Source organism: Streptosporangium sp. NPDC051022, from assembly GCF_040683035.1.
Lineage (GTDB): Bacteria > Actinomycetota > Actinomycetes > Streptosporangiales > Streptosporangiaceae > Streptosporangium.
In genome coordinates, this window is sequence record NZ_JBFBCF010000007.1 from 271,124 (window position 1) to 287,677 (window position 16,554).

The 16,554-nt window shown below is 70.8% G+C and carries 12 protein-coding genes; 10 read left to right on the plus strand and 2 right to left on the minus strand.

Annotation, left to right across the window (positions count from 1 at the left end; translation table 11 throughout):
* The first annotated feature begins 12 nt into the window (after positions 1-12).
* The 4 genes from AB0N02_RS15725 to AB0N02_RS15740 all read left to right on the plus strand — a co-directional run bounded on the left by AB0N02_RS15725 (position 13) and on the right by AB0N02_RS15740 (position 4,796).
* Positions 13-264, plus strand: a complete 252-nt coding sequence (locus AB0N02_RS15725; RefSeq protein WP_363946323.1) for an acyl carrier protein — start codon at positions 13-15, stop codon at positions 262-264.
* Positions 265-317: 53 nt separating this feature from the next.
* Positions 318-1,814, plus strand: a complete 1,497-nt coding sequence (locus AB0N02_RS15730; RefSeq protein WP_363946325.1) for a hypothetical protein — start codon at positions 318-320, stop codon at positions 1,812-1,814.
* Positions 1,811-3,682: a N,N-dimethylformamidase beta subunit family domain-containing protein gene (locus AB0N02_RS15735; RefSeq protein ID WP_363946327.1), complete on the plus strand. Its 1,872-nt coding sequence runs from the start codon at positions 1,811-1,813 to the stop codon at positions 3,680-3,682. The genes AB0N02_RS15730 and AB0N02_RS15735 overlap by 4 nt, the downstream gene beginning before the upstream one ends.
* Positions 3,683-4,139: 457 nt before the next feature.
* Entirely contained in the window at positions 4,140-4,796 is a 657-nt protein-coding gene (locus AB0N02_RS15740; RefSeq protein WP_363946329.1) for a class I SAM-dependent methyltransferase, read from the plus strand.
* 102 nt (positions 4,797-4,898) lie between these two features.
* Here AB0N02_RS15740 and AB0N02_RS15745 read toward each other — a convergent pair whose 3' ends face one another.
* Together AB0N02_RS15745 and AB0N02_RS15750 are read right to left on the minus strand one after the other, a co-directional pair.
* Positions 4,899-5,558 carry a M15 family metallopeptidase gene (locus AB0N02_RS15745; RefSeq protein WP_363946331.1) on the minus strand — a complete coding sequence of 220 codons (660 nt, stop codon included), beginning with the start codon at positions 5,556-5,558 and terminating at the stop codon, positions 4,899-4,901.
* On the minus strand, positions 5,555-6,715 hold the full coding sequence (locus tag AB0N02_RS15750; RefSeq protein ID WP_363946333.1) for an ROK family transcriptional regulator: 1,161 nt from the start codon (positions 6,713-6,715) through the stop codon (positions 5,555-5,557). The genes AB0N02_RS15745 and AB0N02_RS15750 overlap by 4 nt, the downstream gene beginning before the upstream one ends.
* Positions 6,716-6,918: 203 nt before the next feature.
* On the opposite strand from AB0N02_RS15750, the gene AB0N02_RS15755 reads away from it, so the two are divergent.
* The 6 genes from AB0N02_RS15755 (at position 6,919) to AB0N02_RS15780 (ending at position 16,551) form a co-directional block, all read left to right on the plus strand.
* Positions 6,919-8,268 (plus strand): sugar ABC transporter substrate-binding protein, encoded by a 1,350-nt coding sequence (locus AB0N02_RS15755; RefSeq protein WP_363946335.1) that lies wholly within the window; start codon positions 6,919-6,921, stop codon positions 8,266-8,268.
* Between the two features lie 2 nt (positions 8,269-8,270).
* Positions 8,271-9,287 (plus strand): sugar ABC transporter permease, encoded by a 1,017-nt coding sequence (locus AB0N02_RS15760; RefSeq protein WP_363946336.1) that lies wholly within the window; start codon positions 8,271-8,273, stop codon positions 9,285-9,287.
* On the plus strand, positions 9,284-10,135 hold the full coding sequence (locus AB0N02_RS15765) for a carbohydrate ABC transporter permease (protein WP_363946338.1): 852 nt from the start codon (positions 9,284-9,286) through the stop codon (positions 10,133-10,135). The genes AB0N02_RS15760 and AB0N02_RS15765 overlap by 4 nt, the downstream gene beginning before the upstream one ends.
* A gap of 101 nt (positions 10,136-10,236) precedes the next feature.
* Positions 10,237-11,691 (plus strand): glycoside hydrolase family 3 N-terminal domain-containing protein, encoded by a 1,455-nt coding sequence (locus AB0N02_RS15770; protein WP_363946339.1) that lies wholly within the window; start codon positions 10,237-10,239, stop codon positions 11,689-11,691.
* Positions 11,692-11,933: 242 nt separating this feature from the next.
* Positions 11,934-15,008: a BTAD domain-containing putative transcriptional regulator gene (locus tag AB0N02_RS15775; protein ID WP_363946340.1), complete on the plus strand. Its 3,075-nt coding sequence runs from the start codon at positions 11,934-11,936 to the stop codon at positions 15,006-15,008.
* A gap of 319 nt (positions 15,009-15,327) precedes the next feature.
* Complete coding sequence (locus tag AB0N02_RS15780) at positions 15,328-16,551, plus strand: transposase (protein ID WP_363946342.1); 1,224 nt, start codon at positions 15,328-15,330, stop codon at positions 16,549-16,551.
* Positions 16,552-16,554 lie beyond the last annotated feature (3 nt).

Genomic DNA, 16,554 nt, shown 5'->3' on the forward strand with positions numbered 1-16,554 from the left:
GGGGAGCCCGCAATGGTTAGGGAACGGCTGGCCGAGATGGTGGCCTCGGCGTCTGACGGCGCGGTCACGGCCGAGGAGGCGCTGTCGGCCACGGTCCCGCTGTCGGCGCTCGGGATCACGTCCCTGGCGCAGATGCGGCTGATCGACGCGGTCGAGACCGAGTTCGGGATCGAGATCGACCTGTCCGGCGACGGGCTCGACCTGCTGGACGACCTCGGGGCGCTGGAGCGCTACATCGCCGGTGCGAGGGGCTCCGGCTCCTGAGCACGCCGTCCAGGACGGCCGCCAGAGGTGTTTTTCGAACGGGGAGAAGGAACATGGACATCCGGTTCTCGGGGAGCCGGTCGGGTACGGCCCCGCTGACATGGGGACAGCGGGCCATCTGGGACGCGATCCGGAAGACCGCGCCGGACGACCACTACTTCAACTTCGGCCGGGTGCTCCCGGTGCCCAGGCGGGCCCGCCCGCTCACCGTGGCGCGGGCCGTCGAGGCCCTGGGCGCCCTGGTCGAACGGCACGAGTCGCTGCGGACGAGACTGGGGACGGGGCTGGGGACACCCGGGGGAACACCGCCGGTGTCCGGGGAGACGGCGTCCGGGGAAACGGCGTCCGGGGCGCCCCGGATACCGCCGCAGGCCGGTGCGGCGGAGCCGTCGCAGGTGCTGGAGGCGAGCGGCGTCATCCCGGTCACCGTTTCCGACGGCGATCCCGAGCCGCTGCTGGAGACACTGGCGGAGGCGGCGTTCGACTACACCGGCGAGTGGCCGTTGCGCGTCGGGCTCGTGGTCGAGGGCGGGCCCACCGACCGTCCCACCGGCCGTGCCGCGGACGGAACCGACGGCGAGTCCACCGGCCGCGGGAGCGCCGGTGAGCACGCGGACGCGGTCGTCACCCACATCGTGCTCGTCTTCTGCCACCTGGCCGCCGACGGCCTCGGCGCGGAGGTCGCGATCACCGACCTGCGGCTGCTGCTGTTGCGCGGCACCGTACCCGGGCCGCCGCCGCCGTCGCCGCTCGACCTGGCCCACCGGCAGCACTCCGAACAGGGCCGGCGGATCGCCGCGATCGCCGCCGAGCACTGGGAGCGCGAGTACCGGCGCATCCCGCCGACCATGTTCGACCGGCCGTCGGCCGTGTCGGAGAGCCCGCCCATCTGGCGCGCGCAGCTCGTCTCTCGCGCGATGGACCTGGCCGTGCAACGGATCGCGGCCGTGCACGGCACGAGCACCTCGACCGTGCTGCTGGCCGCCTCCTCCGCCCTGGTCGGAGCCGTGACCGGGCACGACGTGTGTGCGATGCTGCCCATCGTGGCCAACCGCTTCCGCGAGGAGGCCGCGCACGCTGTCACCACACTCTCCCAGGAGGGCCTGTTCGTGCTGGATCTGCGCCGTGATTCCTTCACCGAGTTGCTGAGAGCGGCCAAACCGGCGGCGCTGCGCGCCTACCGCTCGGCCTATCACGATCCGGATGACAGGGACCGGCTGATCGAACGGGTCAGCCGGGAGCGCGGCACGAGGATCCACCCCTACTGCTGCTTCAACGACATGCGCTTCGCCGACCGGGCCGACGCCTCCCACGACGAGCGGACGGTACGGCGGGCGATGGAGGAGACGATCCTGACCTGGCCGCTCAGCCAGGACCAGCTCAACTGCCGGTTCTGCCTGCACGTGACCGGCGAGCCCGGCGGGCTCGGCGTCTCGCTGACCGCCGACACCCGCTACCTGTCCAGGGCCGCCATGGAGCGCTACCTGCGCGACCTGGAGTCGATGCTGGTCGACGCGGCCTTCCGCGAGGTTCTGGAGCCCGTCGGATGACCGTGTACGCGTACGCGGAGTCCACCTCCTGCGTCCAGAACGGCACCCTCCGCTTCCACCTGGCCCACACCTCGCGCGCGCCCGCGCGCGGCGTGGTCAGGGTCGAGGACGTCGCCGCCGACCTCACCACGCTCACCGGGACGTTCGAGGGGTCACTGTGGACCCTGGACGTCCCGGCCGACTGGTCCAGCTCCCTCTACCGCGCGGTCTTCACCGCCGAGGGGAACTCCAGCGAGGTCTACTTCGTGGTCAGGGCCGCCACGCCGAGTTCGCCGATCCTGCTGTCGATCCCGTTCCCGACCTGGCAGGCCTACAACCGGGCCGGGATCCCCGGTGAGTCGATCTACTGGACCGAGCAGCCGAACCGCGCCGCGAAGGTGTCCTTCGACCGGCCCGGCGGCGGCCCCCCGCCCGAGCGCTGGGAGGAGGGCATGCTTCGCTGGCTCAGTCCCGCGGGCTACGACGTGGACTACTGCTCCGGTCTCGACCTGCACGACGGGGCCGCCCTGCTGTCGGGCTACCGGCTGCTGGTGGTCAACGGCCACGACGAGTACTGGTCGGCGGGGATGCGCGACAACGTCGAGGAGTTCGTCCGCCGCGGCGGCAACCTGGCCGTCTTCTCCGGCAACACCTGCTGGTGGCAGTTCCGGCTGGAGGACGACGGGCGGACCATGGTCTGCTACCGCGACGCCGCCGCGGACCCGATGGCCACGGTCGATCCCGGGCTCACCACGGTGGAGTGGTCCAGCGCCCCGGTGAACCGCCCCGAGAACGGCCTGACCGGGGTCAGCTTCCGGCGTGGCGCCGGGACCTGGGGGCCGTACATGCAGCGGATGCACGAGGAGTCCTACACCGTCCGCTTCCCCGAGCACTGGGTGTTCGCCGGGACCGGGCTCGGCGAGGGCGACAAGTTCGGCCAAGGGGCCATCGGCTACGAGACCGACGCCTGCGACTTCGCCGAGGTGGACGGCATCCCGCTGGCCACGGGCCGCGACGGCACGCCGCCGTCCTTCGTCATCCTCGCCACCGCCGACCTGCGCCACTGGCACCGGTACGGCCAGGGCGGCATGGCCACCATGGGCGCCTTCGGCCTCGGCGCCGGAACGGTCTTCACCGCCTCCACCGTGAACTGGGGCAACACCCTGCACGACCCGGCCGTCGACCGGATCACCCGCAACGTGCTGGACCGGCTGTCCACCCGGACGGGCGGCTGGGAGCTCATCGGCGGCCCGGGGTCCTTCCGGGCGCTGACCGTGTTCGAGTCTCGCCTGTACGGCGTCGCCCCCGACGGCGGGCTGTTCGTCCGCGACGTCTCGGCCCAGAACCTGCGCTGGCGGCCCGCGGGCACGGCACCGGAGGTGGTCGCCATGGCCACTCCCAGGGAGGCGACGACCGTCCACCCCATCGGCCTGTACGGGCTCACCTCCGACGCCCGGCTCGTCTATCTGAACCCGGGACACGCCTCGGCCCCGGGCGCAGAGGAGCACGCGCCGGACCCGGGCGCCGCGGAGCAGGGCTGGATCACGCTCGGCGACGCGCCCTCCGGCGCGGTCGGCCTGGGCATGGTCAACGGCGAGCTGTTCGCCGCGACCGCCGAGAGCCTGTGGCGGCTGTCCCCGGACACTCCCGGGTGGACCCTGGTCGACTCCTCCTGCGACGCCGTGGCCCTCACCGCGATGAACGGCCGTCTCTACGCGGTGGACGCGCGGGGCCGCGTCAGGACGCGCCTGCCGGTCGCGACGCCCGCCGAGTGGACCGACCTGTGCGACGCGGGCGGCTGTACCGTCCTGACCGCCCACGCGGGCACGCTGATCGGCACCGGTCCCGACCGCCCCCTCCTCCGCCGCGCGCCCGTCCCGGACCTCTAGCCCCCGCGCCTGGACCGCTCCCCGCCTGACCACCGGGAGCGGTCCACGTCGTCCCGCGCGCGGATCCGCGCCGCCGTGCCCCGGCGATATGAACCGTCACCAACAAAGACGCCATAGGCCCCAAAACCAGAAATAAGCCGTAACGCAGCTCTTCACATCGGAGGCCACGACGGTTCCCCCGTACCGCCGCCCCTCATGCGCCCGGCCTGCGCGGACGACGCCCTTGACAGTCTTGGGCGCGTTTGTTGACGGCATCCCCATAACGATGGACTAACAACGATCTCCCTCCTATCGAAAATTCTCCGGAGTTCATCAGAATCGAGGTGGATCGCTCCAGTACGCCGTGTATCCGGGACCGCGAGCCGCGAACGCGGGGCGCTGACATCGGATTACGGCCATTTAGGGTTATCCGAATCCGCCGCCCCCTGAATTGCTCGGCTCCGAGAATGGATGATCGATGAGTCGTTTGACCGCCTTACGTGGTCGGTTCGTGGAAGCGCCCGACTCCCTGGGCGCCAAGGCCCGCGCCCGCCGCTGGCACTGGCTGGCTCGCGTCTTCCCCGACATCGGTGACATGACGGTCATCGACCTGGGCGGTACGGCGAACTCCTGGCTCCGCTCACCGGTCAAGCCCGCGCGCGTGCACATCGTCAACCTCAGCACCCCTCCGGCCGACCTGCCCCCGTGGATGACCGTCGAGAACGGCGACGCCTGCGACCTGCGGGCCGCCACCCACGGCACCCGGTACGACCTGGTCTTCTCCAACTCGGTGATCGAGCACGTCGGCGGGCACCTCCGGCGGGAGATGTTCGCCGAGGCGGTCCACAGCCTGGCCGACCGGCACTGGGTGCAGACGCCCTACCGCTACTTCCCGGTGGAGCCGCACTACATCTTTCCCGGCCTGCAGTTCATGCCGCTGGCGGTACGGGCGGCGACCGTGCGGCACTGGCCCCTGGTGCACACCCGGCCGACCGACAAGGAGGGCGCGGTGCGTTCGGTGGCCCAGGTCGAGCTGCTCAGCAAGACCGAGATGCGGTACTACTTCCCGCACTCGGAGCTCCGGTACGAGTGGCTCGCCGGCTTGGTGAAGGCCCTGGTCGCGGTCAAGCGCTGAGGCGGGAGGGGACACCGGCCCGCCGGTATCCCCGTATCCCCGTATCCCTCCGTGTGTCCCTCTGTGCCCGGGGAGCGCGCCACCGGCGGACGCGCTCGGGGGTCAGAGGGCGCGGGGGCCGTAGAGGGCGTGGGGCGCGCCGGTGGCCAGGGCCCAGTAGCGGTCGCCGTAGGACCAGTGCCACCACTCGGTGGGGTAGTTGACCAGACCGGCCGACCCGAGGGCCGCGCCGAGGAGGTCACGATGGTGACGGGCCTCGGAGGAGATGCCGGGAGCGGCGGTGTAGCAGGCGCCGTCGCTCTGCTCGGGGGTGGCGTTGAGCGGGGTGCCCATGTCCAGTTCGACGCCGTCCTCGGTGCACAGGGTGAGGTCGACGGCCGCGCCCGCGGTGTGCGGGGCGACCGCGATCGGGGAGACGTAGCGGCTGGCCGCCGCGTAGATCTCCTCGGGTGACATCTGCGGGAACGTCGCGCGCAGCTCCGCCGAGTATTCGTCGAAGATCCGCTGCTGCATCGCCGGCGGCCGGTAGCCCTCCACGATCAGCAGCCGGTAGCCCTGGGGAAGCCGCTCCTGCGCCTCCTCCAGCCGGGTCAGCAACCCCTGCCTGAGGTGGGCGAAGGCCCCCTCCGGGTCGGCGAGACGCCCGTCGGTCCGCAACCGCTCCCGGACGTCGATCAGCTGCTCCCCGGACTCCTCGACGGGAATCGAGGCGACCCGGGGGTCGGAGATCAACACGATGTCGCGCATGGTCGTGATTCTCATACTGTCTCGGAGAATACCTGTTCGCGGGCCTGGCTCAGGGCCGAAACCAGGGCTCCGCGCAGCACCGAATTGCCCTTGACCTCCGAGACCACGACCCTGGGCTGGCTCGGGCAGAACCTGGCGACGGCCTCCTCGACCCTGGCCGCCAGCGCGTTCCCGCCCGCCCTGCCGACGTGGCCGCTGAGCACGATCAGCCCGGGGTCCAGCACCACGGCGACCGCCGCGACGCCGACCGCCAGCCGCCCCGCCAGTTCCTCCAGGAAGCCCTCAGCGCCGTCGAAGAGCGCCGCGCGGACGTGGTCGGCCATGGTGTCCCCGCGGACGCCGTAGGCGTTCGCCAGGCCCGCCACGGCGTCACCGCCGACCAGGCGCTGGAAGGAGCCCGACTGGGGTTCGGTCACGTTGACGGGCAGCGGCTCGCCGGGGACCGGCAGCCAGCCGATCTCGCCCGCGCCGCCGGTGAACCCCCGGTGCAGGCGCCCGCCGAGCATGACCCCGAGGCCCTGGCCGACGCCGGCCCAGACGAGCACGAAGTCGTCGACCGCCGCCGCCGCGCCGCAGAAGTGCTCGGCCAGCGCGGCCAGGTTCACGTCGTTCTCTATCGTCACGGGGACGTTGAGATCACGGCGGAGCTCGGCCAGCACGCCCTCGTGCCAGGAGGGCAGGTCGAAGGAGAAGCGGACGTCGCCGGTGCGGGGATCGACGACGCCCCTGGTTCCGATCACGAAGGCGCGGAGCTGGGCGAGGGTGATGCCCGCCGACTCGCACGCCTTCTGGACGGCGCTGTGCACCAGCCGTACCGGGTCCTCGTGGTCACTGGGATCCACGGAGACCTCGGCGACGGTCTCTCCGGTGATGTCGGCGACCCCGGCGCTGATCCGGTCGGGCAGCACGTCAAGCCCCGCGACGTACGCGCACGAGGGCACGACGCCGTACAGGGCCGCGTTCGGCCCGCGACCGCCCGCCTGCTCGCCGACCATGGCGACGAGCCTGCGGTCCTCCAGCCTGGCGAGCAACTGGCCCGCGGTCACCTTGGAAAGGCCGGTGAGTTCTCCCAGCTCGGCCCGGGTGAGCGGGCCGCCGGAGAGCAGCAGTTCCAAGGCCGCGCGGTCGTTGAGCTGGCGCAGCAGCCGAGGGGTGCCAGGGCGTCTGGTCAAGATCGGTATCCCCCCGTCACGATCCGCTAACGATCGTTTCTTTTAAGAAAGTTTCTTGTTAGTTTAGCGACAGTCGGCCCGCAGGCAAGCAGGTGAGCCTCGGACCTGGACAGAACTTCGATTACGTACGGCGAGGTCCCGGGGATCCCCGCCGACGCACGAAGCGCGACCCCGACGCGAAGCCGGGAAGGGAGAACCCCAAAGTGAAGTTCACGAAGATCGCCGTTTCGACGGCAACGACCGCCGTCCTGGCATTGGGACTCGCTGCATGTGGGAGTGGCAGCAGCGGTACCGATGCCAATGGCAGCGCGTCCACGCAGCCGTCCGCGGCGGCTTCCAGCGCCGGCCCGAAGTACGCGGGCCAGACCCTCTCCTTCTGGCGGTGGGGCGACCCGACCCCGGAGCAGAAGGCCGTCATGGACAAGGTCGTCGCCGACTTCGAGAAGGACACCGGCGCGAAGGTGAACGTGCAGTGGTCGCCCTGGACCGGCTACGCCGAGAAGTTCCAGGCGGCCGCGGCCGGCAGCGAGACGCCCGACGTCACCGAGATCGGCAACACCGACGTCATCACCTGGGCCGGCCAGGACGTCTTCCTCGACCTGACGGACAGGCTCAACGCCTTCTCCGGCAAGGCCGGGATCTCCCAGGGCATGTGGGACACCGACACCCTGGACGGCAAGGTCTACGCCGTGCCGTGGATGGCCGGTGACCGCGCGGTCGTCTACCGCAAGGACTGGTTCAAGGAGCTCAAGCTCGAGGTCCCGAAGACCTGGGACGAGCTGATCGCGGCCGCCAAGACCATCTCCGAGAAGAAGAAGGGTGTCGCCGGCTTCGAGTTCAACGGCGGCAGCGACATGATGCAGTCCCTCGCCCCCTTCATCTGGGGCGCGGGCGGCGAGATCGCCAAGAACGAGGGCGGCAAGTGGGTCTCGAAGCTGAGCGACCCGGCCTCGCGTGAGGGCATCAAGTTCTACACGGACCTGATCACGAACTACAAGGTCTCCCCGGTCGCCTCCCTGGGCCGCAACTCGATCGAGATCGCCCGGAACTTCGCCAACGGCAAGACCGGCATGTACATCGAGGGCTCCTGGGCGAAGGCCGAGATCAGCAAGACGAACAAGAAGCTCTCCGAGAGCGACAACATCGGCACCTTCGCCCTGCCGGCGAAGACCGGTGGCGTCGCCCCGCAGTTCGCGGGCGGTTCCGACCTGGCCATCGGCAAGGACTCCAAGCACGCCGAGGCCGCGTGGGAGCTGATCCAGCTCCTCATGACCGAGGAGAACAACCAGGCCAACGCCGACGCCATGGGTCTGTTCCCGACCTACGGCTCGCTGCTGCAGAGCGACAAGTACAAGAACGACGAGTGGCTCGGCCCGTTCGCGGCCGGTCTGGTCAACGGCAAGGGCCTGCCCGCCAGCGTCAACTGGGTCGAGGTTGACAAGAACAAGCAGGTCATCCACAACATGCTGCGTGACATCGTCCAGGGCAAGAAGCCCCTTGAGGCCGCCACGGACGAGGCAGGCAAGCAGGTTGAAGAGCTGCTGAACCAGTAGCCATGACGACGACCACGTCGAGGCAGGCCCACGCTTCGGACGGCGGCCGCAAGGCCGGCGGTCCGAGGCGTGGGCTACGCCCCGCTAACCCGCGTTCATCGCTCACCCCGAGGTTCCTCCCCTACTGGTTGCTGCTCCCGGCGATGATCGTCATCGGCGGGTTGCTGCTTTATCCGCTGATCCAGATGATCCAGATGTCCTTCCAGAAGGTGGGACTGAGGGAGATCCGGGGTTACCCCGCCGAGTCGGTCGGACTCAGCAACTACGAGAAGATCCTCAACTCCGACCTCTTCTGGACGGCCCTGCGCAACACCGCCTTCTTCGCCCTGATCACGGTGACGCTCACCCTGGTCATCGGCACGCTGGTCGGTCTGCTGCTCAACAGGCTCGGCAAGAAGATGTCGACCCTGGTGGTGATCGGCTCGATGCTCGCCTGGGCGACCCCGGCGATCAGCTCGGCGATCATCTTCCGCTGGCTCTTCGACGACCGCAACGGCGTCGCCAACTGGATACTGAACCTGCTGCCCGACTTCCTGTCGGAGGCGCTGTTCGGCAGGTCGGACTGGTCGGGCTACGTCTGGTTCCTCGAGCCCGCCCCGCTGTACACCGTGCTGATCCTGTGCGTGGTCTGGCAGTCGTTCCCCTTCATCGCGGTCTCAGTGCTGGCCGGTCTGAAGAGCATCTCCTCGGCGCTGTACGAGGCTGCCCGGGTCGACGGCGCCACCCCCTGGCGGATCTTCTGGAGGATCACCTTCCCGCTGCTGCGGCCGGTCTTCTCGGTACTGCTGGTGCTGTCCATCATCTGGGACTTCAAGGTCTTCACCCAGCTGCACACCCTCGCGGGCGGCGTCGCCACGCGTGAGGCCTTCAACCTGTCGCTCTACGCCTACGCGGAGGCGTTCTCCGCACCGCCGAAGATGGGCATCGGCTCGGCGATCGCCGTCGTGCTGACGCTGATCCTGCTCGCCATCACCTTCGTCTACGTCCGTCAGATGGTCCGTCAGGAGGAGCTCCGATGAACCCGGCACTCCGCGCCCGGCTCGGCCGCTACGGGCTGAACGCCGCCGGGATCATCGTCTTCCTGGCGGCGGTCTTCCCGGTCTTCTGGATGGTCTCCACGGCCTTCAAGTCGGAGGCCGACATCTCCTCCCTGGAGCTGCGGCCCCTGCCGACCGAACCGACGCTGGACCACTTCGTCAGCGTCTTCACCAAGGGCGTCGGCGGTCACTCGATCTGGCTCTATCTGATCAACAGCATCATCGTCGCGCTCAGCACCGTGCTGATCGGCGCGCTCCTCGCACTGCTGGCCTCGGTCGCCGTCGCCCGGTTCAAGTTCCGCTTCCGCGCGACCTTCCTGGTCCTGCTGCTCGTCGTGCAGATGGTCCCGGCCGAGGCACTGGGCATCTCGCTGTTCCTGATGGTCAAGCGCGCCAACCTCTACGACAACCTCATCGGTCTCGTCGTGATCAACGTCGGTCTGACGCTGCCGTTCGCCATCTGGATGCTGCGCAACTTCGTCGCGGCCGTGCCCAGGGAGCTGGAGGAGGCCGCCGCGATCGACGGCGCGACCCGCTTCCGCACCTTCTGGCAGGTACTGTTCCCGCTGGTCGCCCCCGGCCTCGTGGCCACGAGCATCTTCTCCTTCATCACCGCGTGGAACGAGTTCTTCTTCGCACTGGTGCTCATGCAGGACGACAGCAAGTACACGATGCCGATCGCGCTGAGGTACTTCTTCGGCCGCAACACGACCGACTGGGGATCCATCATGGCCGCCTCAACGGTGATGACCATCCCCGTCGTCATCTTCTTCCTTCTGGTGCAGCGGCGGATGGTCTCGGGCCTCGTCGCGGGCGCCGTCAAGGGCTAACCCCATCGGTGCCGGTACGGCTCGGCACCCACAAGGCGCGAGCCGTACCGGCCCTGTTCCTGTCCGACACCCCCAACCTCAGGTAAGGAGCATCTACCGCCATGTCTGAGCTCATCGCAGCCTCCGGAGATCCGGAGCTGCGTCGTCTCGCGGCCGGCACGCTGCTCGTCGCATTCAAGGGCACCACCGCTCCCGACTGGGTTCTCCACGACCTGGAGAACGGTCTCGGCGGTGTCACCCTGTTCGGCTTCAACGTCGCCGATCCCGGCCAGCTCTCGGCGCTCACCTCCCGCCTGCGCGAGGCCGGTGACCCGGTCGTCTCACTGGACGAGGAGGGGGGCGACGTCACTCGTCTCGCCTACCACGTGGGCAGCCCCTACCCGGGCAACGCCGCCCTCGGCGCGGTCGACGACGTCGAACTGACCCAGCGCGTCTACCGGTCCATCGGCGACGAACTGGCCTCCTGCGGCGTCAACCTGGACATGGCGCCGTCGGCCGACGTCAACACCGCGGACGACAACCCCGTGATCGGCACCCGTTCGTTCGGGTCGGACACCGCGCTGGTCGCGCGGCACACCGTCGCGGCGGTCCACGGTCTCCAGTCGGCCTGTGTGGCCGCCTGCGTCAAGCACTTCCCCGGCCACGGCGCCACCCGGCAGGACTCCCACCTGGAGATCCCGCTCGTCGACGCCTCCTTCGAGCTGCTGCGCGAACGCGAGCTGGTGCCCTTCCGCGCCGCGATCGAGGCCGGGACCAAGTCCATCATGACCGCGCACGTCCGGGTTCCCGTGCTGACCGGCGCGGCCCCCGCCACGCTGTCCGACGCCGCCCTGACCCACCTGCTCCGGGGCGAGCTGGGCTACGACGGCGTGGTCATCACCGACGCCCTCGACATGCACGCCATCACCGAGAGCGTCGGCCTGGCCGGTGGCGCGGTGCTCTCGCTCGCCGCCGGGGCCGACCTGCTCTGCCTGGGCCCGATACCGACCGAGAAGGACGTCCGCCACATCATCGCCGGGATCGTCGCCGCGGTCCACGAGGGACGGCTGCCCGCCGCCAGGCTGGAGGAGGCGGCCGAGCGCGTGGCCCGCCTGCGCGCCTGGTTCGGCACGCCCGGGACGGGACAGGCGGAGAAGAGCGTGATCGGCCTGACCGCGGCCCGCCGCGCGGTCACCCTCACCGGCTCGGCGTCCCCGCTGGTCGACCCGCTGGTGGTCGAGATGGAGACCCCGCCGACCATCGCGGTCGGCGACGTGCCGTGGGGCTTCTCCCCCCTGATGCCGCAGGCGGAGGTCGTCCGGGTCAAGCCGGAGGACGCGGACGTGCCGAACATCCTGGAGCGTGCCATCGGCCGTTCCCTGATCGTCGTGGTCAAGGACGCCCACCGCTACCAGACCAGCCAGGCGGTGGTCTCCGCGCTGCTGGCCACCCGGCCGGACGCCACGGTCGTGGAGATGGGCCTGCCGATCTGGCGCCCCGACGCGGCGACCTACCTGGCGACGTACGGCGCGGCCCGCGCCAACGCCCAGGCCGCCGCCGAGCTGCTGAGCATCTGAGAGGGCGCGGTCCCGGCCTCCCGAGCCCGCCGTGCGGGCGTGCCGTCCGGTAAGGCGGCGCCCCGCGAGACGGACGGCGGCTCCCGTGACCACGTGATCCCCCGGCGGCACCCCTTCGGGATCACCCGAGCCGGCGCCCCGCGTTTCTCAAGATCCTGAACTCCTGAACCATCGGCCGGACCGCGGGCACCGTGGACGCCGCGGACCCCGGCCTCGAGAGACAACCGCCGGGGGACATCTCCGTGGTCGAATTCCGTGTACTTGGTCCGCTGGAGATCCGCGACGTCTCGGGACGGCTTCTCGTCCCGAGACGTCGTAAGACGCGCACCCTCCTGTCGATCCTCCTGCTGCGCGCCAACACCCTCGTGCCCGCCGACGAGCTCCTGGAGGCGCTCTGGGAGGAGCGCAGGCCCGCCTCGGCCCGCGCGAACCTGCAGTCCTACGTCTCCGAGCTCCGCAGGCTCCTCGGCGGAATCGTCTGCCTGAACGGCAACGGCTACCTGCTCACCGTCGAGGAGAACGGCTACGACGCGGCCGTGTTCGGCAAGCTGGTGACCCGGGGACGGCAGGCGCTCGCCGCGGCGCGGTTCGGGGAGGCCACCGGCCACCTGACCGACGCGCTGGCGCTGTGGCGCGGGGACCTGCTCGACGGGCACCCCCTCCCCCAGTGGCTGTGGCCGGACCGCAGCAGGCTGGAGGAGCTGCGCCTTTCCGCCTACGAGGACTCGGTGACCGCCAGGCTCGCCCTGGGAGAGCACGAGGAGCTGGTCGCCGGGCTGCGGGAGTTCACCGGCCGGAACCCCTTCAGGGAACCGGCGTGGGCGCTGCTGATGCTCGCCCTCCACCGCTGCGGACGCACCGCCGAGGCCGTCAACGCCTACCAGAGCGCGCGCGGGATCCTCGACGAGGAGCTGGGGATGCCCCCCAACCCGGAGCTGCGCGCCCTGTACGAACGCATCCTCCGCGAGGACCCCGGCCTGCTCCTGACCCCCCGGGCCGCCTCCGGCGAACCGCGCGCGGTGCCGAGCCCCCGCCAGATCCCCGCCGGAGTCGCCGACTTCGTGGGCCGCACCGCCTATCTCCACGCCCTGGACGACCTCTTCTCCACCCCCGCCGCCAGGGAGCTCACCTCGGTCTTCTGCGCCCTCACCGGAACCGGCGGGGTCGGCAAGACGGCCCTGGCCACACACTGGGCCAACCGCGCCGCCGACCGCTTCCCCGACGGCCAGCTCTACGTCGACCTGCGCGGCTTCACCCCCTCGACCCGCCCCCTGCACCCGCTCGACGCCCTGGCCCGGTTCCTGCGCTCGCTCGGCGTGCCCGCCGACCAGGTCCCCCTGTCCACCGAGGAGGCCTCCGCCCTCTACCGGAGCCTGCTGTCCGGACGCCGGATGCTGGTGCTGCTGGACAACGCCTTCGACGGCCCCCAGGTCCGTCCCCTTCTCCCCCCGCTCCCCTCCTGCGCCCTGATCACCAGCCGGGACCGGCTCGACGCCCTGGTCATGGACGGGGTCAGGCGCGTGACGGTGGACGTCATGCCCGGACAGGAGGCGGACGAGCTCCTGGAGAGGATCACCGGCGCGCGCTGCGAGGGGCTGGCGGAGTTCTGCGGCCACCTCCCGCTGGCGCTCAGACTCGCCGCCACACAGCTCGTGAGCGAGCCCGGTCTCAGCGTCCCGGCCTATCTGGAGAAGCTGGGGGGCGGAGACCGGCTCAGCGCGCTCGACGGCGACATCGACCGGCGTCACGCCATCCGCTCGACGTTCGAGGCGTCGTACCGGCGCCTGCCGTACGAGGCCAGGCGGCTGCTGCGCAACCTCGGCGCGATCCCGGGTCCCGACTTCACGCCCGCGGCGGCCGCCGCCATGGCGGGGACGAGCCCGGAGGAGATCGAGCCGCTGCTGCGGACGCTGCGCAGGGCCCATCTCGTCCACGGCGGCGAGGGCGACCGCTTCGCCCTGCACGACCTCCTGCGGCTCTACGCCCTGGAGCGGTTCACCGAGGAGGATCCGGAGACCGAGCGGCGGCAGGCGCGCCGGCGGCTGGCCCTGTGGTACGTCCGCCACACGCGGGCGGCGGCGAAGCTGATCTGCCCCCAGCTGGTCTACCTCCCCTACGACCCCCCGTCACCGCCGCCGTCGTTCGACTCCGAGGCCGCGGCGCTCGGCTGGCTGGAGGCCGAGCTGCCCAACGTCGTCGCCCTGGCCGACGCGACCGGGGACCGGACGCGGTGGCTGCTCATCGACGCGCTGCGCGCCTACTGGTACCTGCGCAGGCAGTCGGCGGGCTGGATACGGCACGCCGCGGCGGCCCTCGCCGCGGCGGAGGCGGCGGGCGACCACGCAGCGCAGGCCGCGATGCACGGCAGCCTCGGCGAGGCCCGCGCGGTCCTCGGCGACGGAGCGGGCGCCCTGGAGCACCACAGGACGGCGCTCGAACTGTCCGGGAGAGCGGGATGGGTCGAGTCGGAGGCCGCGACGCTGGGCAGGCTGGGCACGCTGCACCTCACCCGCGGCGAGCCCCGGGAGGCCGCCGAGTACTACCTGCGCGCCCTGGAGTCCAACCGGAGGCTCGGCCTGTACCGGGGAGTGATCGCCAACCTCGGCAACCTGGGCCTGGCCAACATCTGCCTGGGCAACCTGGGGGAGGCGGCCGAGCAGCTCGGCGAGGCGCTGAACCGCGAACGCGAGCGCTCCTCCGCCCTGGGCGAGGCCATCGCCCTGAACAACCTCGGCGTGGTCGCCCACCACACCGGAGACCTGCAGCAGGCCCAGTCCCGGCTGAACCGCGCCCTGGAGCTGTTCGAGTCGCTCAAGAGCGATTTCGGCGCCGCCGACACCCTTTTCTGCCTGGCCGCCGTCCACAACGACCTGGAGGACCCCGGAACCGCCCGTGCCCTGGCCACGCGCGCCAGGGAACTGGCACGTGTGATCGGCGACGGCAAGACGGAGACGTCGGCCACCAACGCGCTGGGCGCGGCCGCCAGGGGCGACTCCCCGGCCAGGGCGCTCAGGCTCCACGAACGGGCGCTGGAGCTGGCACTGGCCAAGGGGCTCCACTACGACATCGCCCAGTCGCACCTCGACATCGCCGCCACCCACCAGGTGCTCGGCGACGCGGAGGCGGCCGCGCGCCACGCGGGCCACGCCCTGGCCGCCGCCCGCAGGTCGGGTTTCCGGCGCCTGGAGGGCTACGCCCTGCTCGCCCTGGACGACACGGCCGCGGCGGAGCGGGTGTTCGGCGAGGTCGGCGACGCGCTCGGCCTGGCCCGCGCCCGGCTGCGCCCGAGGAGTGCGGAGCGCCGGAGCCCGCTCTGACGCGGACGCCCCGGCACGGGGCGCGGCGGGGAATGTGACGCGGCGGGCCTCGCGGGGACGGGCCTGCTCGGCGCCGTCTTCCTCCACCTCGACCGCTATCTGAGCGCGGAGACGGAACGCCGGGTCAGCCTCCTGGCGCGGGAACGGCTCCACGATCGAAGCGCCGCCCACCGATCCCGCGAATCCAGGTGAGGTCCGGTGAATACCCGATGCCGGAACGTCGTCACGAAGACCAAACGGGCATGCAGGGCAAAAGCATCATGTCCACCGGTTTTGACGTCTCCGTAATGCAGCCATCACGCAAAGCTAGGGTCATGGTGTGCAGTTGCGGTACAACTTCCGTCTCTACCCGACACCGGGTCAGCGTCAAGCGCTGGCCAGGGCGTTCGGGTGCGCGCGGGTGGTTTTCAACGACGGGCTGCGCATGAGGCGGGAGGCCCGTGAGCAGGAGTTGCCGTACATCTCGGATGGGGACCTGTCCAAGCAGGTCATCACGCGGGCGAAGCAGACGCCCGAGCGGGCGTGGCTCGGCGAGGTATCGGCGGTGGTGCTGCAGCAGGCGCTCGCCGACCTGAACGCCGCGTTCAGGAACTTCTTCGCCTCGGTCTCCGGCAGGCGCAAGGGGGTGAAGGTCGCCCCACCCCGGTTCCGCTCCCGCAAGGACAACCGGCAGGCGATCCGGTTCACGAGGAACGCCCGGTTTGCGATCACGGCGGGCGGGAGGCTGCGCCTGCCGAAGATCGGGGACGTGGCGGTGCGCTGGTCGCGTTCGCTGCCGTCGGATCCGTCCTCGGTGACGGTGGTCAAGGACGCCTCCGGCCGGTACTTCGCGTCGTTCGTGGTCGAGACCTCAGACGAGCCGCTGTCCGAGGTGGTCGGCGAGGCCGGCATCGACCTGGGGCTGACGCACTTCGCGGTGCTGTCCGACGGCCGGAAGATCGGCAATCCGCGTTTTCTGCGCCGCGCGGCCAAGAGGCTCCGCAAGGCGCAGCGAGCATTGAGCCGCAAGGAGAAGGGTTCGGCGAATAGGAAGAAGGCCGTCGTCAGGGTCGCCCGGGCGCACGCCCGGGTGACCGACGCGCGCCGCGACTGGGCACACAAACAGTCCACCGCGTTGATCCGCGACAACCAAGCGATCTACGTGGAGAACCTGTGCGTGTCCGGTCTGAGCCGTACCCGCCTGGCGAACTCGGTGCACGACGCGGGCTGGTCGCAGTTCACGGCGATGCTGGAGTACAAGGCCGCGAGGTACGGCAGGCACTTCGCCAGGATCGACCGGTGGTTGCCGTCGTCGAAACTGTGCTCGGCGTGCGGGACCGTCGCCGCGTCGATGCCGCTGAACATCCGGTCGTGGACCTGCCCGTGCGGGGCCGTCCACGACCGGGACGTCAACGCGGCGATCAACATCCTGGCCGCCGGGCAGGCGGACAGGCTAAACGACCGTGGAGCGCGGGTAGGACCGGGACCCGTCCCGGCACCGCGCGGCGAAGCGGTAACCCACCCGAAGCCGCACGCGCGGCGGACGGGAGTCTCCGTCCTTTAGCGG

Coding starts and splice junctions, on each gene's coding strand:
- AB0N02_RS15725 (WP_363946323.1), top strand. CDS start 13: ATGGTTAGGGAACGGCTGGCCGAGATGGTGGCCTCGGCGTCTGACGGC.
- AB0N02_RS15730 (WP_363946325.1), top strand. CDS start 318: ATGGACATCCGGTTCTCGGGGAGCCGGTCGGGTACGGCCCCGCTGACA.
- AB0N02_RS15735 (WP_363946327.1), top strand. CDS start 1,811: ATGACCGTGTACGCGTACGCGGAGTCCACCTCCTGCGTCCAGAACGGC.
- AB0N02_RS15740 (WP_363946329.1), top strand. CDS start 4,140: ATGAGTCGTTTGACCGCCTTACGTGGTCGGTTCGTGGAAGCGCCCGAC.
- AB0N02_RS15745 (WP_363946331.1), bottom strand. CDS start 5,558: ATGAGAATCACGACCATGCGCGACATCGTGTTGATCTCCGACCCCCGG.
- AB0N02_RS15760 (WP_363946336.1), top strand. CDS start 8,271: ATGACGACGACCACGTCGAGGCAGGCCCACGCTTCGGACGGCGGCCGC.
- AB0N02_RS15765 (WP_363946338.1), top strand. CDS start 9,284: ATGAACCCGGCACTCCGCGCCCGGCTCGGCCGCTACGGGCTGAACGCC.
- AB0N02_RS15770 (WP_363946339.1), top strand. CDS start 10,237: ATGTCTGAGCTCATCGCAGCCTCCGGAGATCCGGAGCTGCGTCGTCTC.